General features: G+C 47.1%; 22 protein-coding genes. 13 read left to right on the top strand and 9 right to left on the bottom strand.

All coding sequences use genetic code 11. The features are described from left to right. Nucleotides 1-44 precede the first annotated feature (44 nt). From ACMUEV_RS06290 to purS, 4 genes are all read right to left on the bottom strand, one after another. Nucleotides 45-1,460: an MFS transporter gene (locus tag ACMUEV_RS06290; RefSeq protein ID WP_348251560.1), complete on the bottom strand. Its 1,416-nt coding sequence runs from the start codon at nucleotides 1,458-1,460 to the stop codon at nucleotides 45-47. A gap of 224 nt (nucleotides 1,461-1,684) precedes the next feature. Beyond that, nucleotides 1,685-2,767 (bottom strand): photosystem II q(b) protein, encoded by a 1,083-nt coding sequence (gene psbA, locus ACMUEV_RS06285; protein WP_017289997.1) that lies wholly within the window; start codon nucleotides 2,765-2,767, stop codon nucleotides 1,685-1,687. A 479-nt stretch (nucleotides 2,768-3,246) separates the two neighbouring features. Further along, the gene (gene purQ / locus ACMUEV_RS06280; RefSeq protein ID WP_017289998.1) at nucleotides 3,247-3,945 is read right to left on the bottom strand and encodes a phosphoribosylformylglycinamidine synthase subunit PurQ; all 699 of its coding nucleotides are present in this window, start codon (nucleotides 3,943-3,945) and stop codon (nucleotides 3,247-3,249) included. Nucleotides 3,946-3,954: 9 nt separating this feature from the next. Next, nucleotides 3,955-4,221: a phosphoribosylformylglycinamidine synthase subunit PurS gene (gene purS, locus ACMUEV_RS06275; RefSeq protein WP_026148867.1), complete on the bottom strand. Its 267-nt coding sequence runs from the start codon at nucleotides 4,219-4,221 to the stop codon at nucleotides 3,955-3,957. A 102-nt stretch (nucleotides 4,222-4,323) separates the two neighbouring features. Here purS and ACMUEV_RS06270 point away from each other — a divergent pair, with 102 nt between their 5' ends. After that, a complete protein-coding gene (locus ACMUEV_RS06270) occupies nucleotides 4,324-4,713 on the top strand; it encodes a Fur family transcriptional regulator (RefSeq protein WP_017290000.1) in 390 nt (129 codons plus the stop codon). Between the two features lie 15 nt (nucleotides 4,714-4,728). Further along, complete coding sequence (locus ACMUEV_RS06265; protein WP_190653110.1) at nucleotides 4,729-7,314, top strand: chloride channel protein; 2,586 nt, start codon at nucleotides 4,729-4,731, stop codon at nucleotides 7,312-7,314. Here the strand turns inward: ACMUEV_RS06265 and ACMUEV_RS06260 are convergent. After that, complete coding sequence (locus tag ACMUEV_RS06260; protein WP_017290002.1) at nucleotides 7,311-8,090, bottom strand: photosystem II S4 domain protein; 780 nt, start codon at nucleotides 8,088-8,090, stop codon at nucleotides 7,311-7,313. The genes ACMUEV_RS06265 and ACMUEV_RS06260 overlap by 4 nt on opposite strands. A 153-nt stretch (nucleotides 8,091-8,243) precedes the next feature. Here ACMUEV_RS06260 and ACMUEV_RS06255 point away from each other — a divergent pair, with 153 nt between their 5' ends. The 3 genes from ACMUEV_RS06255 (at nucleotide 8,244) to ACMUEV_RS06245 (ending at nucleotide 9,867) form a co-directional block, all read left to right on the top strand. Next, complete coding sequence (locus ACMUEV_RS06255; protein ID WP_017290003.1) at nucleotides 8,244-8,759, top strand: hypothetical protein; 516 nt, start codon at nucleotides 8,244-8,246, stop codon at nucleotides 8,757-8,759. Next, the gene (locus ACMUEV_RS06250; protein ID WP_190653109.1) at nucleotides 8,756-9,580 is read left to right on the top strand and encodes a creatininase family protein; all 825 of its coding nucleotides are present in this window, start codon (nucleotides 8,756-8,758) and stop codon (nucleotides 9,578-9,580) included. The genes ACMUEV_RS06255 and ACMUEV_RS06250 overlap by 4 nt, the downstream gene beginning before the upstream one ends. A 92-nt stretch (nucleotides 9,581-9,672) precedes the next feature. Next, the gene (locus tag ACMUEV_RS06245; protein WP_190653108.1) at nucleotides 9,673-9,867 is read left to right on the top strand and encodes a hypothetical protein; all 195 of its coding nucleotides are present in this window, start codon (nucleotides 9,673-9,675) and stop codon (nucleotides 9,865-9,867) included. Between the two features lie 69 nt (nucleotides 9,868-9,936). Here the strand turns inward: ACMUEV_RS06245 and ACMUEV_RS06240 are convergent, their stop codons facing one another. Together ACMUEV_RS06240 and ACMUEV_RS06235 are read right to left on the bottom strand one after the other, a co-directional pair. After that, a complete protein-coding gene (locus tag ACMUEV_RS06240) occupies nucleotides 9,937-10,197 on the bottom strand; it encodes a hypothetical protein (RefSeq protein ID WP_190653107.1) in 261 nt (86 codons plus the stop codon). Between the two features lie 254 nt (nucleotides 10,198-10,451). Next, nucleotides 10,452-11,165, bottom strand: coding sequence for a J domain-containing protein (locus ACMUEV_RS06235; protein WP_190653106.1), 714 nt, complete (start codon nucleotides 11,163-11,165; stop codon nucleotides 10,452-10,454). 255 nt (nucleotides 11,166-11,420) lie between these two features. Between ACMUEV_RS06235 and ACMUEV_RS06230 the strand changes: the two genes are divergently transcribed. Then, on the top strand, nucleotides 11,421-12,692 hold the full coding sequence (locus ACMUEV_RS06230; RefSeq protein WP_415354743.1) for a metallophosphoesterase family protein: 1,272 nt from the start codon (nucleotides 11,421-11,423) through the stop codon (nucleotides 12,690-12,692). A 23-nt stretch (nucleotides 12,693-12,715) separates the two neighbouring features. Here ACMUEV_RS06230 and ACMUEV_RS06225 read toward each other — a convergent pair whose 3' ends face one another. Further along, a complete protein-coding gene (locus tag ACMUEV_RS06225) occupies nucleotides 12,716-13,129 on the bottom strand; it encodes a PIN domain-containing protein (protein ID WP_190653104.1) in 414 nt (137 codons plus the stop codon). Further along, complete coding sequence (locus ACMUEV_RS06220; RefSeq protein WP_190653103.1) at nucleotides 13,126-13,377, bottom strand: DUF6364 family protein; 252 nt, start codon at nucleotides 13,375-13,377, stop codon at nucleotides 13,126-13,128. The genes ACMUEV_RS06225 and ACMUEV_RS06220 overlap by 4 nt, the downstream gene beginning before the upstream one ends. Nucleotides 13,378-13,531: 154 nt before the next feature. Between ACMUEV_RS06220 and ACMUEV_RS06215 the strand changes: the two genes are divergently transcribed. The 7 genes from ACMUEV_RS06215 to ACMUEV_RS06185 all read left to right on the top strand — a co-directional run bounded on the left by ACMUEV_RS06215 (nucleotide 13,532) and on the right by ACMUEV_RS06185 (nucleotide 21,444). After that, a complete protein-coding gene (locus tag ACMUEV_RS06215) occupies nucleotides 13,532-14,110 on the top strand; it encodes a hypothetical protein (RefSeq protein ID WP_242044745.1) in 579 nt (192 codons plus the stop codon). After that, complete coding sequence (locus tag ACMUEV_RS06210; RefSeq protein ID WP_190653102.1) at nucleotides 14,107-15,312, top strand: FtsW/RodA/SpoVE family cell cycle protein; 1,206 nt, start codon at nucleotides 14,107-14,109, stop codon at nucleotides 15,310-15,312. Before ACMUEV_RS06215 ends, ACMUEV_RS06210 begins: the two co-directional genes overlap by 4 nt. 38 nt (nucleotides 15,313-15,350) lie before the next feature. After that, complete coding sequence (locus tag ACMUEV_RS06205) at nucleotides 15,351-16,082, top strand: cytochrome c biogenesis protein CcdA (protein WP_017290013.1); 732 nt, start codon at nucleotides 15,351-15,353, stop codon at nucleotides 16,080-16,082. Between the two features lie 3 nt (nucleotides 16,083-16,085). Beyond that, complete coding sequence (locus tag ACMUEV_RS06200) at nucleotides 16,086-17,456, top strand: cytochrome c biogenesis protein (protein WP_017290014.1); 1,371 nt, start codon at nucleotides 16,086-16,088, stop codon at nucleotides 17,454-17,456. A 5-nt stretch (nucleotides 17,457-17,461) separates the two neighbouring features. Beyond that, nucleotides 17,462-17,863 (top strand): DUF2809 domain-containing protein, encoded by a 402-nt coding sequence (locus ACMUEV_RS06195; RefSeq protein ID WP_190653101.1) that lies wholly within the window; start codon nucleotides 17,462-17,464, stop codon nucleotides 17,861-17,863. Between the two features lie 65 nt (nucleotides 17,864-17,928). Further along, on the top strand, nucleotides 17,929-18,837 hold the full coding sequence (locus tag ACMUEV_RS06190; RefSeq protein WP_190653100.1) for an AAA family ATPase: 909 nt from the start codon (nucleotides 17,929-17,931) through the stop codon (nucleotides 18,835-18,837). A 195-nt stretch (nucleotides 18,838-19,032) separates the two neighbouring features. Further along, complete coding sequence (locus ACMUEV_RS06185; RefSeq protein ID WP_190653099.1) at nucleotides 19,033-21,444, top strand: HAD-IC family P-type ATPase; 2,412 nt, start codon at nucleotides 19,033-19,035, stop codon at nucleotides 21,442-21,444. Nucleotide 21,445 lies beyond the last annotated feature (1 nt).

The following is a 21,445-nucleotide window of genomic DNA, read 5'->3' as shown; positions in this document are numbered from 1 at the left end:
TTCATCATTTACATCCCCTCACAACTGTAAGAATTGATAAGCCATCACTCAGGATTCTTCTCATTCCAAGGCGCAAAAAACGGGAGCAGCAACAACCCCGGAATCGCCGCCAAAATTGTAGCCAAGAAGAAATTGCTCCAGCCCATCGACTTCGAGAAAGCCCCCGCCGGAGAAGCCATAATATCGCGGCTCACTGCCATCAAACTCGACAACAGCGCAAATTGCGTCGCCGAAAACTGCGGATTACAAACCGTCATCATAAAACCAAGGAATCCCGCTGTCCCTAAGCCTGTACAGAAATTTTCAATAAAAATCGTCGCTAACAGCCCCAAATCCGTTTGATACCAACCGATCGACATTGACTGATCAAAAATCAACATCGGAATCCACACCATGATTCCACTCTTGCCCAACATTGCCAGCAGCCAATAAGCCACATTGCTCAACGCTTGCAGAATCCCAAAAATCCACAGCGACTTATTCACCCCAATCTTGCTAAAAATTCCACCCCCCATGATCGTCCCCCCGATCGTCGCCAAAATTCCCAAAAATCCCTGAATCGCTCCAATATCACTCTGGCTATACTTTGCTCCCAACAAAAACGGCACAACCATCACACTGAGTAAAGCATCGCCATACCGATACAGCACCACAAATGCCAAAACGGCCAACAACCGTCCCCAACCCAACCGCCGAATAAAATCCTGAAAAGGCTGAATAATGGCTGCCTGCATTGTTGTGGGTGGCGCGTAGTTTTTCGGTTCCGGCGCGAACACTGTAGCTATAATCCCGATCGCCATCAATCCTGCCATCAACAGATAAACCTGCGACCATGCCCAATGCCCAGGATTCTTCGGATCTGCAATCATCAGCGCAATCCCACCCGCAATCACCAGCGCAATCCGATACCCTGTCACAAAAAAAGCCGCCCCGCTTCCCATCTGGGCTGGATTGAGCACATCCGTGCGGTACGCATCGGCACTAATATCCTGCGTTGCACTCAAAAACGCGACCAATAAAGCAATCTGAAAAAATGCACTGGGAATCAGCGTCTTAAACGATTGTCCAAACTCACACAAACCTTTGACCGCTGAACTTGCACAAACCTCAGTCGAAGCGACCCCCAGTTGTGTCAGGCTCATCGGATCTTGCCGACTCAACAGCAAAATCGCTGCCACCAGTGCAATCTGCGTCAAAATTAACCAACCCCGTCTTCTGCCGAACAGCGGTGGTATGTAGCGATCGAGAAACGGTGCCCAAAACACCTTCAATGAATAAGGCAATGCCGCTAGCCCGAACAGCCCAATCATCGTATCCGAAACCCCCGCCGTCTTTAGCCAAGCCTGCAACGCTCGTCCCGTCCCCGTCAACAGAAATGGCAGACCAGATGAGAAGCCCAACAAACTCAGAGCCGCCATTTTTCGACTCCGAAACACTTTAAGATACGGTTGAATATTCACAACATGCAGCGGATTGCGAGAACGTTAGTCATCATCTCACAGTCTTTCTTCTGCGTCATTTTCTGACTGTGCCAGTTCAAACTCAAAGAAATCGTTTGTGCAGTAAATCAACTTTTGTTAAGTTAAACTAATCTTTAAAGCAGCAATCCCCCAGCTATAGCTGAGGGATTGCTTGTAATCAAGGGTTATGCCGTGGGGTTGTTGATTCAACCCTACTTTTTTGATTAGCCGTTGATTGCAGGTGCTTGAACAGCAACCGGAGTTGCATCACTTGCAGCCAAGTCGAGCGGGAAGTTGTGAGCGTTACGCTCGTGCATCACTTCCATACCCAGGTTCGCACGGTTGATCAAGTCTGCCCAAGTCGAAACCACACGACCTTGAGAATCCAAGATCGATTGGTTGAAGTTGAATCCGTTCAGGTTGAACGCCATCGTGGACACGCCCAATGCGGTGAACCAGATACAAACGACCGGCCATGCACCCAAGAAGAAGTGCAGTGCGCGAGAGTTGTTGAACGATGCGTATTGGAAGATCAACCGTCCGAAGTAGCCGTGCGCTGCAACGATGTTGTAGGTCTCTTCTTCTTGTCCAAACTTGTAACCGTAGTTTTGGCTCTCAACTTCAGTGGTCTCACGTACCAACGAAGAAGTTACCAACGAACCGTGCATTGCCGAGAACAAGCTACCGCCGAATACACCAGCTACGCCCAACATGTGGAACGGGTGCATCAAGATGTTGTGCTCTGCTTGGAACACGATCATGAAGTTGAAGGTTCCAGAGATTCCGAGGGGCATACCATCGGAGAACGATCCTTGCCCAATCGGGTAGATCAAGAAGACTGCGGTTGCTGCAGACACCGGAGCGCTATAAGCAACACAGATCCAAGGACGCATGCCGAGACGGTAGGAAAGTTCCCACTGACGTCCCAAGTAAGAGAAGACACCGATCAAGAAGTGGAATACGACGAGTTGGTAAGGACCACCGTTGTACAACCACTCATCTAAGGATGCTGCTTCCCAAATCGGGTAGAAGTGCAAGCCAATGGCGTTCGAGGAAGGAACAACTGCACCAGAGATGATGTTGTTGCCGTAGAGCAAGGAACCTGCAACAGGTTCACGGATGCCGTCGATGTCTACAGGAGGAGCAGCGACGAAGGCGATGATGTAGCAGATGGTTGCAGAGAGCAAGGTGGGGATCATCAATACGCCGAACCAACCTACATAAATGCGGTTGTCGGTCGAAGTGACCCAGTTACAGAAGCGCTCCCACACATTGCCGCTTTCGCGTCTTTGTAATGTTGTGGTCATGGTTTTAATAATTACTGGAGGTACAAGAAATGAATTTTGGTAAATTTTGAAATCCGCAATTTACCTGACCTCATCTTATGGAAATCTATCTTCATTTTTCTAGTGTTTAAGTGTGAAATTTTATGGCAAAAGATTTCATGTTTGTTCATGACTTAAAACAAAAGTTTGTTTAGTCAGGATTGTTGCCCTCGGATTTGATTAAGGAAAGTAAATCCGATGAGATTGATGCCTTTTAATCCGTTAGTCTAGTATTATTACAGCAGTGATAGAAATATAAATTTACAGATTTAGTTTAAATATCTTCATGAACCTCAAGTTACAGAAATTGGATCAAATTATTAAATTTAATTCGAGTAATACTGTTAGTTTGCTTAGGGTTTTTAAGCAAAGCTGATTTGTGAAGGGTTTTAAGGCTTATCTATAAAAAAGAAGGCAAGATTCTGCCTTCCAGTAGAACGTCACAATTCGTTTGAAAAGGGTTAGACAAGAGTCGGCACTGCTTTCAAAATTCCTTCAAACAATGCAAGTCCGTCTACTTGTCCTAATGCTTGGTCTGAAGCGCGCTCTGGGTGTGGCATCATGCCCAAAACGTTACCCTGCTGATTGCAAATGCCTGCAATATTATTCAGCGAACCATTTGGATTGCCCTCAGTTGTAATATTGCCCGTTGCATCCGAGTAACGGAATAAAACTTGCCCATTGTCTTCGAGTGCTTTCAGCGTATCGGGATCTGCATAGTAACTTCCTTCTCCATGCGCGATCGGCAATTCAATCACTTGCCCCGATTCATATCCCTGTGTCCAAGGTAAATCTGTTCGCTCGACTCGTACCGGAACGCGATCGCAAATAAAATGCAGATCTCGATTTCGCACTAATGCACCCGGCAGTAATCCCGCTTCGGTTAACACTTGAAATCCGTTACAAATCCCCAAGACGAGTTTTCCAGCCTTGGCATGATCGATCGTCGCTCGCATCACGGGAGAGAACCGAGCGATCGCGCCACATCTTAAATAGTCTCCGTAACTAAATCCACCCGGAACGACCACTACATCAATATCAGACAGATCACTTTCTTCATGCCAAATCATCCGAGTCGGCTGATTCAACAATCCTTGAGTCACCCAGAGAATATCGCGATCGCAATTCGATCCTGGGAACACCAAAACTCCAAACTTCATCGCTTTCTCCTAGACGGTTGCAAGAGCTTGCAATTCGATGCGGTAATTTTCGATTACCGGATTTGCCAATAGCTGGTCACAAATCGTATCGAGTTGCGATCGCGCTGCCGATTCACTTTCGGCAGTCAACGATAATTCGACATATTTACCAATTCGGATCTGCTCCACATTGGTATATCCCATGTGGGCGAGTCCTGACTGTACCGCTGTTCCCGCCGGATCTAAGACCGACGGACGGAGAGTAACATAGATCTGAGCCTGAAATTTTTGAGTCACAGTCGTTGTCCTGAACGTGAAGAAGGTTCCAAAGCTCATCTATTCTAAGACTGCGACGGCTCAAAACGTACAATGTTAAAGGTCTGATCTTCTTTCTTTGCTATGAAATCCCACCGAACCCGCAGCCAAGATCGCATTCTCGATATTTTGAAGCATTTAAACCGACCGATTTCTGCTCAGGATCTTTATGTTGAGTTGCGAAATCGCGATCAGAGTTTGGGTTTGGCAACGGTGTACCGAGCATTAGAGGCATTGAAACTCGAAGGAATGGTACAGGTGAGAACGTTGGCGAATGGAGAAGCGCTCTATAGCTTGATTCAAGAGGATCGCCATCATTTGACTTGTTTACAATGTGGCAACTCAATTGCGATCGACGAGTGTCCGGTTCACGATTTAGAAAAGCAGTTGAATCAATCACATCGGTTTAAGATTTACTATCACATGTTGGAATTTTTTGGCATGTGCGATCGCTGTCAGGCGAAAGAGAGTTGAACACTTGAATGAAATATGTGGAAATCGAGATTCAGGCTCAGTGCGATTTCTCAAAAACGATTAGCCATCTTCGAGGCATGTCTAATCGGATTAGTGTCAGGGGTGGCAGCGGTTGTTTTAAAACAAGGTGTGAACTGGCTCGGCAAGTGGCGACTGTCAGCCGCAACCGATCATCCAGATTGGATGGTACTCCCTTTTGTGGGACTCGTAGGCGGATTGCTCGCCGGATGGTTGATCGAGCAGTTTGCCCCAGAAGCAGCGGGCAGCGGCATTCCGCAAGTGAAGGCTGCCTTGGGTGGCGTTTCAAGCGCGCTGACAATAAGAGTTGCGATCGCGAAACTGGTTACAACCTTACTGTCATTAGGATCGGGATTAAATTTGGGACGGCAAGGTCCGACCGTTCAGATTGGAGCCGCGATCGCTGCCCAGTTGAGTGATTGGGTTCCGACTTCGCCTGTGCATCGTAGGCAATTAATTGCCGCCGGAGCCGCCGCTGGATTAGCCGCTGGATTTAATGCCCCGATCGCGGGGGTGTTATTTGTCGTCGAAGAATTGCTACAAGATGTGTCTGGACTGACGTTAGGAACTGCAATTTTAGCGTCATTTGTCGGGGCAGTGGTTTCAAGGCTGTTAGGAGGCAATGGATTTAATGGTTCATCTTCCTCGCTAGAGTTGATGACGAGCTTTAATGTTCAGGCGATTCCCATTCTGTTGATGGTTGGAATATCGGCAGGCGTGCTGGGATCGCTGTTTATGCGCGGCATTCTTTTGAGTGTAAGCATGAATCGCAAAGTGCTGAAGTGGAGTTTGCCGCTGCGGATCGCTTTTGCCGGAGGATTGTCAGGACTTGTGATCGCCATCCTTCCTGATGCGCTGCGGGGCACAGCCAGTCTTCAAGAAGTTTGGCTCACCAGCGAATTAGGCTGGAGGATTACGGCAGTTCTTTTTATTACTAAATTTGTGCTCACGCTATTGGCGTTTGGGTCAGGCGCACCCGGAGGACTATTTGCACCCTCGCTGATTTTGGGATCTGCCTTGGGCTTTTTGATTAGCTTTGGCGCGCAAAGTCTAGAAACGATGGGAGTTCCACTCGGTTTAGATCTAACTCAAGCGTTTACAACAACGGCTGCCCTAACTGGGATGGCAGCATTTTTTAGTGCGGTCACTCGTGGACCCATTACGGCAATCGTCATTGTCTTTGAGATAACCACAGATTTTACGATTGTATTGCCGCTGATGATTGGCTCTGTGAGTGCGTATCTGGTCGCAGAAAGTCTTTTTAGTGGATCAATTTATAAACACTTACTGGCTTCTAATGGCATTCACCTAAGTGCAAATTTAGAAATCGAAAATCGATTATCAGGTTTGACAGCAAAAGATTTAATGCAGCCACGAGTCGAAACGTTGTCGAGCCAGATTAGTTTAGATGAAGCGATGCAAGCATTTTCGCGATCGCATCATCGCGGCTTTCCAGTGATCGAAGACGGCGTTTTAGTTGGAATTGTCACACAAACAGATTTAGCGAATATCGCAGATAAGCAGCAACGGCTGAGTGAGTTTATGACAGCGCGCCCGGTCACAGTTCATCCTGACGATCCACTCAGCCAAGTTCTCTATCTTCTCAATCGCTATAAAATTAGCCGCTTGCCTGTTGTTGATCGTAAAAAATTAGTCGGCATCATTACTCGCGCCGATATTATTCGAGCGGAGTCGGATAAGCTAACCAATCTCGGATCTCAAAAAGAGCGATCGTATGTGGTTTATCAAACCCGTGCGCCGGAAACCGGAAAGGGTCGAGTTTTAGTGCCGATCGCGAATCCTCAAACTGCCGGAAGTTTACTGCAAATGGCGGCTGCCATTGCTCAAGAGCGAGGATATGAATTGGAATGTTTACAGGCAATTCCGATCGCGCGTCATTACACACCTGCCGAAACGCCTGTCTCAACTGCAATCAGTCGAAAATTATTAAAGAAAGCAGGTCGGCTTGGCAAACAATGGAACATTCCCGTTCATACCCAAGTGCGGGTGACGCATGACATCTCAGAAGCAATTCTAGAAACAATTAAAGAACGTCATATCGACCTCTTAATCATGGGCTGGAATGGCGAAACTTCTACACCAGGTCGAATTTTTGGCAATGTTGTCGATACAATGATTCGCCAAGCGAGCTGCAATGTCGTTCTTGTCAAGTTTGGAAAACGCCCTGCCCTCGATCGCTGGTTAGTTCCGACTGCGGGTGGTCCAAATTCTCGGCAAGCAATTCGGCTGTTACCTGCGCTGACAAAACTAGCAGAACAGCCTGAAATTTGTTTATGCCAAGTGCATCACCCGCAACGCGAACTACCCGATCTCAATGTCTTGAATGAAGCGATGGAATTTTTGGGCGATCGCTTAACTTGCCCAATCGCATTAATGCCTGTCTGCGCCAATGCGGTTTCAACCGCACTAATCGATTTGGCACAGAAAGATCAGTGTGATGTGATTGTGCTGGGAGCAACGCGTGAAGGGCTGTTACAGCAAGCGATCCAAGGAAATATTCCAGAAGCGATCGCCAAACGCTGTGACTGCACCGTCATTCTCGTCCGGGGGGCAAGCTCTTAAACAAAACGAGTGAGTTGTACTCGGTAACGGTCTTTCTTGGTGACCATTACATCTCCAACCTCAACACGCCCTTTCCCTCGAATCGCAATCAGATCCCCTGCTTTGACTGAGTAACTAGACGATGTGATTTCTTTCCAATTGACACGCACATCGCCTGCTGTGATCAAATCTGCCATCTTACTGCGTGACATACCAAAGCCAGCAGACGCGATCGCATCTAATCGCATCGAAGCTTCAACCGTTGTGATTTCTTTCTTTTTCGGCTCCCGGATCTTCAATTCCTCAAACGGAATGGGTTGAGTTTTCACCGGAACCGATCGCACTTGGGTTAAAGCAGTTTGCAAGAATTCTCCGAGTTCAGGAGTGACGATCGCTTGTGCTCCTCGTTCTCCTAAAACAATAATGTCCCCAACTTTATCGCGGACAATTCCGGTTCCTAAGATTGCACCGAGAAAGTCGCGATGCGTTGCGGGGTCGAAGAGAAAGTTTCCAGCAATGTCTAGGGCAACCAGTTCAACTTGAGACGGATCTAAGGGAATTTCAGATCGAGCGATCGCGAGTCTTTGCCGTTCTGCCTGGGGATATCCACCCCATGCGAGAAGCTGAACTTCGGTCAGCCGACTAAACGATCGTTGAATCTCTGCGAGTTCTGGAGGCGAAAGAAAGTCACTGGTGACCACTTCCCAAGTCTTGATCGCTTGTTCAGCCTGATCAATCACTCGCGCGATCGCCTCTCGATTTTCTACCCCTTTCAGAAGGTCTTCCCTTGGTAACATAACAATATCGACTTAGAAAATCCCATTTTATCGAACTTAGACCTGACAATCAGACTCATGTAAATTTGGGCAATTGAGCGGAGTGACTCAAAATCCTTCGCCCATGATGTCAGTCTTAGAATGAACCGCAGAAGCAATCTTAAAAGGTAGAAAATGACTTATCTCGTTGCAGTTTTGAAAGATCGTATACAAGCCGAAGCAGCCTACTCAGCCTTAGAAACAGAAGGCTTACCGATGGACAAAGTGGCAATTTTGGGTCGCGGCTATCAGAGTGCTGATGAATACGGATTGATCGATCCAAATGAACAAGCAAGAAAGCAAGTTCGATTGATGGCATCTTGGCTTGTGCCGTTTGGGTTTGTCGGCGGGAGTGCATTCAATCTGATTACCGGATTAGATACATTTGCTTGGGCAGGTGAGATTGGCAGCCCTTTGATTGCTGGCGTTTTAGGTGCATTGTCAGGACTGATGGGCAGTGTCTTTGTCGGAGGCGGAGTTGGTTTAGTCATCGGTGGCGGAGATGCTTTGCCGTATCGAAATCGCATCAATGCTGGAAAGTATCTGATTGTTGTGAATGGGTCAGATGTGTTAGTGCGGCAAGCTACTCGAAGTCTCAGAGCATTTGATCCTGAAAGTCTGCAAGGCTATGCAGAACCGGGGGTTGTATGATGCATGGGTTTATCCCGAGCGATCGCTATTTTCCTTATCTCACTTGGACAGATATCCAAGCAATGCCTAATAAGGAGAATGTCGTGATTGTGCAGCCGATGGGTGCGATCGAACAACACGGGGCACATCTGCCTTTAGCCGTTGATTCTGCGATCAGTGTCGCCGTTCTTGGCAAAGCATTAGCGCAGTTAGATCCAAGCATTCCAGCCTATGCTTTGCCGCCGTTGTACTATGGCAAATCGAATGAGCATTGGCACTTTCCAGGAACGATTACGCTGAGTACACAGACCTTACTCGCAATTTTGATGGAAGTTGCAGAAAGCATCTATCGAGCCGGATTTCGTAAGCTCGTGTTCATGAATTCTCATGGAGGACAGCCCCAAATTCTCGAAATTGCTGCACGGGATTTGCATCAGCAGTACGAGAATTTTGCAGTTTTCCCGTTGTTCACCTGGAAAGTTCCGACCATTAGCGCGATCGCGACTGAGCTGCTCACGCCGAAAGAATTAGAGCTAGGGATTCATGCGGGTGATGCCGAGACGAGCTTGCTACTTTCGATTTTGCCGGATCAGGTCAAAATGGATCGCGCCGCCGCAGAATATCCGCTCGGTGAACCACAAAACGGTGTGCTGAGTATGGAGGGGGCGCTTCCGTTTGCTTGGATGACTCGCGATCTGAGTAAAAGTGGCGTTTTAGGAGATCCCACAACTGCATCTAAAGAAAAAGGCGATCGTCTTTTAGCGGCACTGGTAACGGGATGGATACAAGTCATCACGGATATTTATGAATTTTCGTTACCGAATGCGTACAAACTTCAATAAGTTGGAGAATTTGTAGCGCATGTCACATCGTTTTTTCTAAGACGAGTAAAATGGTGTCAAACCCAAATCTCTAGAACACATAGAGGTGTTGTATGGCAGATGTACAGGTCAGACCCGTTCTCCACACGCTACAGGAAGTCGATGAAGCGGTAAGACGCTACAACGCAACAGATTGGCAAACTGAAGAAGAATCTCTTCCCCTCTGGCAAGCAATTCGAGACGCTTCTCTCGAACAACTGCCAAGTCAGAAAGATCCCTTCAAAGTGCCTGGAGAAGATAGCTATTAAACTAACTTAATGTATGTAAAACGCGATCGCTCAGTGAGTAGATCGCGTTTTTTTTTCGATTTCATGTTGCTAGACTGCCATATCGCCGGAGTCAGGAGAAGGGCCAGTCGAAATACCAAGTTGCTTACGGCTCTTCTTCAACTGTTTCCACAGCGATCGAATTTCTTGATACGACTCTTCTGGCGTCATCTTACCGCCTGTCTCTAGACAGCAGATATACGACACTCGCTGAGAAAATTCCTGCAAGTTCGCATTAAACACCAAGTTCTCTGGTTTGACTTGACCCCGGTAGCGACTGCGGGGGTAAAAGAAATTGTGTTGGTCTGCCATCGTTCTTATCTCCACATGAAAAATTTAAACTTGCGCTTCAATGGGCGATCCAGCTCATTGGGTTGCACGGTGCGAGTGACTCCTACAACAGAGGAAGAAAGGATCTCTGAATCTATCAAGATTTTCAGTTTAACCTCTCTTAATCAGATGTTAACCTAATCATTCATGAAGATTCTGTAACTCAAATCACGACTGGGGTTAATCCTAGTCAAGCCAAAACTCCATTCACATCTACCAGTGAGATGAAGTAGAAATTACCGAGGAATTTCACGGACGGCAGCTTGTGCTTCTCGACGCAATCCTTCTGCAATCCGAAACAGTTCGCGCCCATTGCGAAGATAATGATCGTCGTAATTATTCGTGAAGTAGAATAATTCGTCGATGCCATCGCTGAGTTGATTCAAGCAGTAATAGAGATTGGCGGCGGCAGCCGCGGCGTTTGGGGGATTGGGTGTGGACTGAAACGTTTTTTGCGCTTTGCCTAACAGCTCTTGGCATTCTTCTAAATACGCCTGAAAATTCTCCATTAACTCGTCATCAAAGGGATCGGCTGCGAGTTCATTAATTTGAGATTTCAAAGGACGAATAATCTGGTTCAAAACGCGATTGATTGACGTGTGCGCTTTCAACCAAAGTTTCAACTGATTGTCTTCTTGCTCCTCGGCTTGTCTTCGTCTGCGGTAGTGCGCTTGAGCGGCTTCGGTGCGTTCTTTTCGCGATCGCACACCTGCTTCTGAGTAGCCAACCTCTGCATACTGAAGCTGCTGATCGTAAGAACGCCGTCTTTGGGGATCGCCTAAAACTTCGTAGGCTGCATTGATCCGAGAAATTTTTTCATGACTCGAACTGACCCGATTGGTATCGGGGTGAAATTCCTTTGCCAACCGCCGATAGGCTTGCTTAATCTCCGCTTGCGTCGCGGTTGGTTGGAGGTCAAGAACTTGGTAGTGAGTAAGAGTGATAGCCATATCGTTATTATGCGACACCGAGCTATCTCTCTAGCTGTCGATCACGAGATCGATTGAGATCAAAATTGCTGGAAATGCAATTGCCTCAATCGTTCCAGTTGTAGCTGCCATTCTCAGAAATCCGAAACTCCATTGGCAGTTACAGTTTTTACACTCATTTTGCGATCGCTAGACTCATAAGACTTGCAGCGATAATCTAAGACTCAAATTACAGCTTTTGGGTTTTAATAGTAAACTCGTTCTTACTGCTCATGGATGAATGCAATGCCGCGATTTTTACATTTGGCTGATGTTCATTTGGGGTTCGATCGCTACGACAGCAAAGAACGCACGAAGGATTTTTACTTGGCGTTCGAGGATGCACTACAAAAATATGCGATCGACACTCAAGTTGATTTTGTGATCATTGCAGGCGATTTATTCGAGCATCGGGTGATTCAGCCGAATATTCTCAATCAGGCAAAGATTTGTTTTCAGATGGTAAAAGCAGCTGGAATTCCAGTGATTGCGATCGAAGGAAATCACGATAATCGCCCCTATGGAACTGTGACCAGTTGGCTGAAATATCTAGCTGAAGATGAATTGGTCATTTTGCTAGAACCTGACCGAGTAGACGATCGCATTGTTTACGAACCGTGGGATGGCATTGCGGGTGGATATTATGATTTGCCTTGTGGGGTGAGAGTTTTAGGCTCGCGTTGGTATGGAGCATCTGCACCGAGAGCAATTTTGCAATTGTCAGAAGCAATGCAAGCGCTTCCGCCCAGTCCAGGACATACCGTAATGCTGTTTCATCAAGGGCTAGAAGGTCAGATTGCTCGATATCAAGGTGCATTGAAGTATAACGATTTGCTACCGTTGAAAGAGGCAGGCGTGGATTATCTGGCTTTAGGACATATCCATAAAAGCTACATCGAGCAGGGATGGATTTTTAACCCTGGATCAACTGAAACCAATAGCGTTGAAGAAGCGAAATACGATCGCGGTGTTTTCCTTGTTGAACTGAGCGAACAAGGCATTGACGCTCAACTGAAACAAGATTATCAGCAGCGGCGATGGGTGCGATTGAAATTGAAAGCACGCGGGCAGGAAAGTTTAGAGCAGATTCAGGAAAATGCGATCGAACTCGTCCAATCGGCAATTCGATCCAAAGAACTGAATCCCGATGTGCGTCCAATGGTGGAATTGCGAATTGAAGGACAGGTGGGATTCGATCGCTTAGATCTCGATGTTCGTAAGCTTCAGCAAGAGCTACAGCAACTCAGTAATGCACTCATTTTCTTATTGAAATATGAGGCAGAGTCCGTGGAGTTTGCTTCTCCAATTCCAGAAGATGCAAGTCGGACTCAGATTGAGCAAGAAATTTTCACAGATTTGCTGACAGCACATAATCACTATAAAAATCGTGCCCCCGAATTAGCAAAGGGATTGATCGGATTGAAAGAAATGCAGTTAGAAGAGAGAGCAACGGCTGAACTGTATCAGTTTGTCGAAGAACTCCTAGAGACTTCAAGCAATTCAGGGTAATAGCAGGGCAAGAGTGCAACTGCTCAAATCGAGACTTGCAAGAAATCTTCTGGTATCATCGCCGGAATGATACTTTGGCGAAAATCCTTCGTATTGCGAGTGACAATAATTTCAATCGATGCTGCCTGAGCCGCCGCATTAGTTACTGCATCTTCAAAATCAGAAATTGGACTCGCGATCGCAATCTGAATCACTTCGTGTGTTACTGAAGCCACTCTCACTTTCTCCAACAAGATCGAGAGTAATTCTCGGCTTCTCTCGCTTCCTAAAGGCTTCCTCATGAGGTAGAAGAGGTTCGTGATGGCATGTCCAGATACAAATCCTTCAACGTTTCCTCGCCCAACCCGATCTAATGCTGAAGCAGAATTTATGAAGAAGGGTTGTCGGTGTAGAAAGACATCCAACAGCACATCACTATCAAAAATTACCCGCTTCACTTATATTTTTCCTCTAAATAGTCAAGGTACTGCTGCCGCAACGTTTCATCGTCCAGCACTTCAGTTTCCTGCCCAGAAGTCCCAACCAAGCTTTGAGTCCACGGAGACAGGTCTAGGGATGAATCTTGATTCGGAATCTGCCCAATTAAAGCTGCGATCGCTTCATTCACAGACATTCCTCGACTCTCTGCCCAGCGATTCACTTTCTGGAGCAGTGCTGGATCTAATTGCAGTGTGAGTTCTGCCATATTTCTGTATCGATTGAATTGCTTCTATTTTAAGCGCGATCGACAAACACCCTCTCCAAAAAATCCGCCAATCTCAAACAACTCCATTACAATGATCTGACTCGAAAACCATCGGGACGGTGAATGATAAGCCTGTCTTTTTTGGAGTCAACATATGAGAAAGATTGGCGTAATCTTAAGTGGAATATTGCTGATGGCGGCTCCGGCTCAAGCCATTCCAGGACAAACACTCGACGAAGCTGCCGTATGGATGAAATCTAATTCCACGGTGCGACCGAGCCAAAATGAAAAATTTTTAGTGCGGCGCATTAATTCGTCCGCGCAGCAGTTTACATTTCATGCGTCGTTAAATCCTCCGGGACAATTGGCGCGCTTTGCCCCCGGAAGACGTATCATTCGCAGTGAAACTCTCTCTCTGTTTGATATGCGAAACGGCGTAACCCTAGCTCGACTCAGAGAATCAGTGCGATCGATCTACGGATTTGAAATCGCCCGTGACTTTGAGCAAGCAAAGATCGTCAAATCTTATCCCACAGACTCCCGAATTCAAGAAGCGGTGCAAAAACAAAACCCTCAAATTGCCGCTTTGCAAGGAGAATTACGGCAGGGAGAACAATTTGCCTACTGGCTTGAGATTGCTCAAACCGATGTCGGCAAAGCTTACTCAGGACAATTGACGGTGTTTCTACTCGATGACTTGGAAAAATTGCGATCGGAGTTAGCAAATCGATGAACTGGCGGCACTTCATTCCGTTTTTTGACACAACTGCAATGGACTGGGCAGTCACGCCTCGCTTGTTGCGCTGGCTGACCTTTGTGTGGTTGTTTGTAGGATTGGCGGTAATGTTTAGTGCCTCATATCCTGTCGGAGACGCGATCGGCGATGGGTTGTACTACTTCAAACGGCAACTAATCGCGATCGCGTTAGGCATGATTCTGTTTAACGTCCTAATTCACGCTCCCCTGCGCTACATTCAGGGCGTTTCAAGTTTAGGATTTATCTCGCTGCTCGGCGGAATTTTTCTGACAACTGTGATTGGGCGAGAAGTAAACGGAGGACAGCGTTGGTTTGAAGTCGGTCCATTTTTGATTCAGCCTTCGGAGTTGATTAAGCCATTTCTGGTCTTGCAGAGCGCTCGAATTTTTGGACAATGGGAACGACTGACTTGGCGAGTGCGACTGACTTGGATTGGACTGTTTGGGCTGATGCTGATCGGAATTCTCCTTCAGCCAAATCTCAGTACCACTGCTCTTTGTGGAATGGCATTATGGCTCGTCGCTTTGGCTGCCGGATTACCCTATCTCTATTTAGGCGGAACAGCGGTTGGAGGGCTATTTTTGGCGACCTTGAGTATTAGTATTCGAGAGTATCAACGCCGCAGAGTCATGTCATTTCTCAATCCTTGGTCTGATCCCTTGCAAGATGGCTATCAGCTCATCCAAAGTTTGTTAGCGATCGGCTCAGGAGGATTTGCCGGAACAGGATTTGGGCTTTCTCAACAGAAATTATTTTATTTGCCGATTCAGTATACCGACTTCATTTTTGCAGTCTTTGCTGAGGAGTTTGGTTTAATCGGGTGTTTCGCATTTATGGTGATGCTGATTGCTTATGCGACCTTGGCATTGATTGTGGCAAAACAAGCGCGAAATGCCATTCATCGATTGGTCGCGATCGGGGTCATGGTAATCATGGTTGGTCAGTCTTTGCTGAATATTGGTGTAGCAACAGGTGCATTGCCGACGACTGGATTACCTCTGCCGTTGTTTAGTTACGGTGGGAGTTCAATGATTTCTAGTCTCGTCTGTGCAGCATTGTTGATTCGGGTCGCACGAGAAAGCAGTGAAGCAAGCGTATCTCCGATCTCCGAAAATCCCAAAATTGTTTCATTTGCAGAAGCGAGAACCCGACGAATGAAACCCAGACCGTCGCGCTAAATCGGTAGAATGGGAAAGGCGCTTCGGATTGCTTAACCATGTTTGATACGTTCCAGACTCAACTTTATGAGCTTTCGCAATTTGCCGATCGCTTAGTTTCTAGCCAATTGACGCATATTACTCCGGTCAGTATTGGGGTAATTTTTGCGGCAGGATTGCTGACGAGTTTAACGCCTTGTACGCTGTCGATGTTGCCGATTACGGTGGGCTATATCGGCGGGTATGAAGCAAAATCTCGGGTACAGGCTGCGGCACAATCCACCTGGTTTGCCCTAGGATTGGCGACGACCTTAGCAGGACTGGGCATTGCAGCAACGCTATTTGGCAGAGTGTATGGGCAGGTTGGGACAGGTTTACCGATCGTGATTAGCGTTGTCGCGATCATCATGGGATTGAATTTATTAGAAGCGTTGCCGTTACAGATGCCGACGATTGGAGGAACAGATTGGATCTCTGAAGAATTGCCGACAGGTGTGCGATCGTATCTATTAGGAGTGATGTTCGGTTTAGTCGCGTCGCCTTGTAGCACTCCGGTTTTGGCGACAATTTTAGCTTGGATTAGTACGACAAAAGATCCGATTCTGGGTGGATCGCTTTTACTGTGTTATACGGCTGGATATGTTGCGCCGTTGATTATTGCCGGAACATTCACCGCAGCGATTAAGAAATTATTGGAGTTGCGGCGTTGGTCGGGTTGGATTACGCCAACAAGTGGTGTGTTGCTTGTGGGATTTGGTGTGTTTTCGTTAATGTCGCGATTTGTGTTTTAGAAGATGACTTTTACAGAATTAGTGAACGCTCCCAAGCGGTATTTGAAAAAAGAATTGCTGCCCGTTTTAGCCGATTTGAGATTAGCGATCGTGCTTTTACTCGCGATCGCGGTTTTTAGTATCGCTGGAACAATCATTGAGCAAGGACAATCCGTTCAGTTTTATCAAGCGAATTACCCTGAAAAGCCTGCTCTCTTCGGCTTTCTCACTTGGAAAGTTCTGCTGACAGCCGGACTTGATCATGTGTATCGAACTTGGTGGTATTTAGCGTTACTGATTCTGTTTGGAGCGAGTTTGACCGCTTGTACATTTACGCGCCAATTGCCTGCGCTGCGCTGGTTTTCGCGAACTTGGAATTTCTACAGTCAGCCGCGTCAGTTTCGCAAATTTGCGTTAAGTGCCGAGTTCCCCAAAGCTGGAATTGATCAGCTTTTACCGCTGCTGGAACAGCGCAAGTACAAAATTTTTCAAGACGGTGACAAGCTTTACGCGCACAAAGGAATTGTTGGGCGAATTGGTCCGATCGTGGTTCATGCCGCGATGTTGCTGATTCTGCTAGGCGGCATTATCGGTGCGATGACGGGCTTTATTGCTCAAGAAATGGTTCCCAGTGGAGCCACATTTCAGATTGACAACGTAACGGATGCGGGAATTTGGGCGGCTCCGCAGATTCCGAAAGATTGGTCTGTGAAAGTCAATCGATTTTGGATTGATTACTTGCCGACTGGAGAGATCGATCAGTTTTACTCGGATCTTTCTGTGCTCGATCAAAACGGAAAAGAAGTCGATCGTAAAACCATTCACGTCAATGAACCCCTGAAACACAAAGGCGTAACGCTCTATCAGGCAGATTGGTCGATCGCGGCAATTCAAGTTCGACTCAACAACAGCCCAGTCCTGCAATCGCCGATGGCAAGAATTGACCAGGGCAGCGGGCGAATTTGGGGAACCTGGCTGCCGTTGAAGCCCGATATGAGTGATGGCGTGTCTCTCGTTGCTAAAGATTTACAAGGCTTGTTACTGGTCTATGACATGGACGGCAAGCTGATCGCAACGGTGCGTAAAGGCATGGCGGTTGATGTGAAAGGATTGAAATTATCGATCGTGGATCTGATCGGCAGTACTGGACTGCAAATCAAAGCTGATCCAGGAATTCCCATTGTCTATCTCGGCTTCGGCTTACTGATGCTCGGTGTGATTATGAGCTATGTTTCTCACTCGCAGATTTGGGGATTAGAGAAAGATGGAGCCATCTACATTGGAGGCAGAACCAATCGTGCTCAAGTCACCTTTGAACGAGAATTTTTGGGCATTCTGGAAGCGATCGATCAGGGTAAATCTGAATCGACTCCAACCCAACTCGCCCAAACTTAAACTTTATGCCTTACCGTCTTGCGGTGCTGCTGACCATTATCTTAATTGTTCCACTAGGGTACTTCGTGCGATTCACGACGGCTTTACCTGGTTGGATAACAGATATTTCAGGCAGCTTGGCTTATCAGATTTTTTGGATGGCGCTCGTGCAGTTTTGCTTTCCAAAATTCTCGATCGCCAAAACTGCGATCGCAGTGTTCTGTTTTTCTTGTGCGATTGAGTTTCTGCAACTTTGGCAACCTCCTTTTCTACAAGCGATTCGTGCCACATTGCCAGGTCGTTTAGTCCTCGGAAATACCTTTGTGTGGTCGGATTTTCCGCCTTATGCGATCGGGTGTTTTTTAGGATGGCTTTTGCTGAGTGGAGTGCGGCGACTGCGATCAGAACCTGCGCGATCGCGAGTCTAGATTACGATCATCGCCACTCTGGGGAACTCTGGCTATGATGAACAGGTTCTAATGGAGCTTCCCCTATGCGCGATCGAATTGAGCAACTCACGCAACACTTAGCAACCGCGATCGTCGGTAAAGAAGAAGCGATTCAACTCGTTTTAGTTGCGCTGCTTTCTGGAGGTCACGCACTGCTTGAAGATGTGCCTGGAGTCGGAAAAACTTTACTGGCAAAGTCTTTAGCGAAATCGATTCAAGGCAAGTTCCAACGGTTGCAATGTACTCCCGATTTACTGCCAACCGATGTGACTGGGACAAACGTTTGGAATCCGCGCACGGGCGAGTTTGAATTCATGGCAGGTCCGATTTTTGCCAATGTTTTGTTAGCCGATGAAATTAACCGAGCCACGCCCAGAACTCAATCGGCATTGCTCGAAGTAATGGAAGAACATCAAGTGACGATCGATGGAACCTCGCGCAAAGTTCCAGAGCCGTTTTTCGTCATTGCAACTCAGAATCCGGTGGAATATCAGGGCACGTTTCCGCTCCCCGAAGCGCAAATGGATCGATTTGCGTTGTCGCTTTCTCTGGGCTATCCGACGGAAGCAGAAGAATTGAAAATGCTGGAGCGGTTGCAATCAGGACGGCGCGTTGAAGAGTTGCCGCCTTGCATTACGCTGGATGAGATTCGAGAACTGCAACAGCAGTGTGCTTTAGTTCGAGTGGAATCTTCGCTTCAGCAGTATTTATTGAACATTGTGCGATCGACGAGACACGATGAAGAAATCCTTCTCGGAGTCAGCCCCCGTGGAACAGTTGCGCTTCAGAAAGCAGTTCAAGCCTTTGCATTTCTAGAAGGCAGAGATTACGCCATTCCAGATGATGTCAAAGCGATCGCACCGCATGTGTTAGCCCATCGGATGATTGCAGCGAGCGGCAGACGAGCACATGAGATTGTAGCGCGGCTGTTGGGGTCGATCGCGATCGGATAAGAGCCGTTTGGATTTGCTCAATGACTCGTGTCTCCAAGCACACGAAGCAGTGGTATGAGAGTTCAACACTCGTAGCCAAGAAAGTGTAGCCTGAAACATTTGGGATTGAGCGATCGCAATCTGCAACGAATCATTTGAACCGGGAAAGAGCATCTATGATAATGGTCATCACCTGATAGAGACAATGTGTGATTCATGGCGATGCTCCCCGGATTAAGCGATCGAGAAGTTCGAGATCAACAGTTAGCAGGCAATACGAACGACGTAAAACTGCCAACCAGTCGATCGTATGCACGCATCCTGCAAGAAAACCTGTTTACCTTTGTTAACGCCGTCTTTTTTGCGATTAGCGGCGTTTTCATTCTGCTACAACGCCCGAGCGATGCCGTCTTCGTAGCGGTGATTATTTTTAGCGGCGTTGTAATTGGAATCGTGCAAGAAATTTGGGCAAAGCAAAAGTTAGACGAAATCGCCTTACTGAATCGACCTCATGCAACCGTGATTCGCAACGGGCAGGAGGTGAATATCGATCCCTGTGCAATCGTTCTCGGCGATGTACTGGTGCTGCGCCCAGGTGATCAAGTCCTCGTCGATGGACAAATTGTTGGAGAGGGGCGAGTCGAAATTGATGAATCTTTGTTGACTGGAGAATCAGATCTGATCGTAAAAGTCGCAGAGAAACCTGTCTATTCGGGCAGCTTTTGTGTCAGTGGAACGGCTTGCTATGAGGCGCAGAAAGTTGGAGCGGATACGGTTGCCTATCAGCTTACAGTGGGAGCGCGAGAATTTCGCCAAGTCTATACTCCGCTGCAAGCTGAGATTAATCTCATCATTCGGATTCTGTTACTCTTAGCATCGTTCTTATGGTTGCTCGTTGGCATTAGTTTCATTAGTCGATCGCAAACTCTTAATGAAGTTGTGCAGCGTGCTGCCGTGATCGCTGGATTGATTCCAGCCGGATTGTTATTAGCAATCACGCTTGCATATGCCATGGGTGCAATTCGGATGTTAGGACAAAATGTTTTGATTCAGCAAACGAATGCCGTCGAGTCACTCAGTAATATTGATGTCTTGTGTTTAGATAAGACGGGCACATTGACCACGAATCAGATTGAACTTCATTCTCTCCATCCATTAGGAATTCCTGAGGAAGAACTGAAATGGTTGATTGGGGATTTTGCGGCGAGTACTGCGTCTGGAAATCGGACGAGTGAAGCTGTTTTAATTGCCTGTTCTGGATATGCAAAGCCGATTCGGAATGAGATTCCCTTTTCATCAGCGCGGAAATGGAGCGCGATCGCATTTGAAGATCTCCCCGGAACCTACGTGATGGGTGCACCAGAAATCCTCATGAAGTCGATCGCGGTCACAGACGAAATTCTGAACTATATCGATGAACAGGTAAATCAGGGATTTCGAGTCGTTTTGTTTGCCCATACGGAATTTGAAATCGAGACAACTCTTCCGCCGCTCAACCCGCTAGGAATTCTCTGTTTTTCGGATCAACTTCGCCCTTCTGCACAGGAAACTCTACAAGGCTTTGTCAAAGCAGGCATCACGCTCAAAATCATTTCAGGAGACAATCCCCAAACCGTTGCAGCATTAGCAAAACAGGCGGGCTTCACCGACGAGGTTCGAGTCATCTCCGGGGCAGAACTGGCTCAAATGGATGACGCTCAATTTGTGCAGGCGGCAAGAAACTACAACGTATTTGGGCGCATTACACCTCAGCAAAAAGCACAACTCGTTCGCAGCCTGAGACGCAGCGGTTCTTATGTCGCGATGACTGGAGACGGTGTGAATGATGTGCTGTCGCTGAAACAGGCGAATCTCGGAATCGCAATGGAGAGCGGGAGTAAAGCGACTCGCAGCATTGCGGACATTGTGTTGCTCAAAGATACATTTGAAGCATTACCGCATACTTTTTTGGAAGGACAACGGATCCAGAATGGCATTCGAGATGTCGTTAAGCTCTTTATGGTGCGATTGAGTTGTGTCGCGTTGTTGATTTTTGCGATCGCGATTGTCTCAGATAGCTTCCCCTTATTAAACAAACATAGTGCGATCGTCACGTTGATTGGAGTTGGCATTCCAACCACTTTTATTCCAATCTGGGCGCAACCGGGAGAATGCCAGAAACGGAGTTTAGTCCGATCAATGCTCCATTTTGTGATTCCTGCGACAATTACCATCACTTTAGTGTCACTGACAGTGTATCTATTTTATTTAGTCAGCGCTGCTTTAGACTTACCTCCGAATATTGGTCTAACTAAGATCGAATTCAATATTCCTCGGACTGCACTTGTGACAATTTTAGTATTTTGTGAACTGCTGTTAATCCCATTCTTAAAACCACCGACAACCGCTTGGGTGGGAGGAGAACCGCTGAGCGGAGATTGGCGCTATACCTGGGTTGCGTTAGCGCTGCTGGTTGTTTATTTACTCATTTTATTTATTCCGCCGCTCCGAACGTTTTTTGAGCTTTCTCAAATTAGTGTGCAGGACTGTCTCTTCCTAGGATTAGTTGCGCTAGAGTGGGGATTGATCGTGCGACTCGCTTGGCGAACTCGGTTTCTCGATCGCTTTTTAGGCGTGGATTTGGAGTAGC

It is taken from the genome of Leptolyngbya sp. FACHB-1624 (assembly GCF_047649235.1).
GTDB classification, from domain to species: Bacteria; Cyanobacteriota; Cyanobacteriia; order Leptolyngbyales; family Leptolyngbyaceae; genus Leptolyngbya; species Leptolyngbya boryana.
This window is presented reverse-complemented; position numbering and strand designations above follow the sequence as displayed.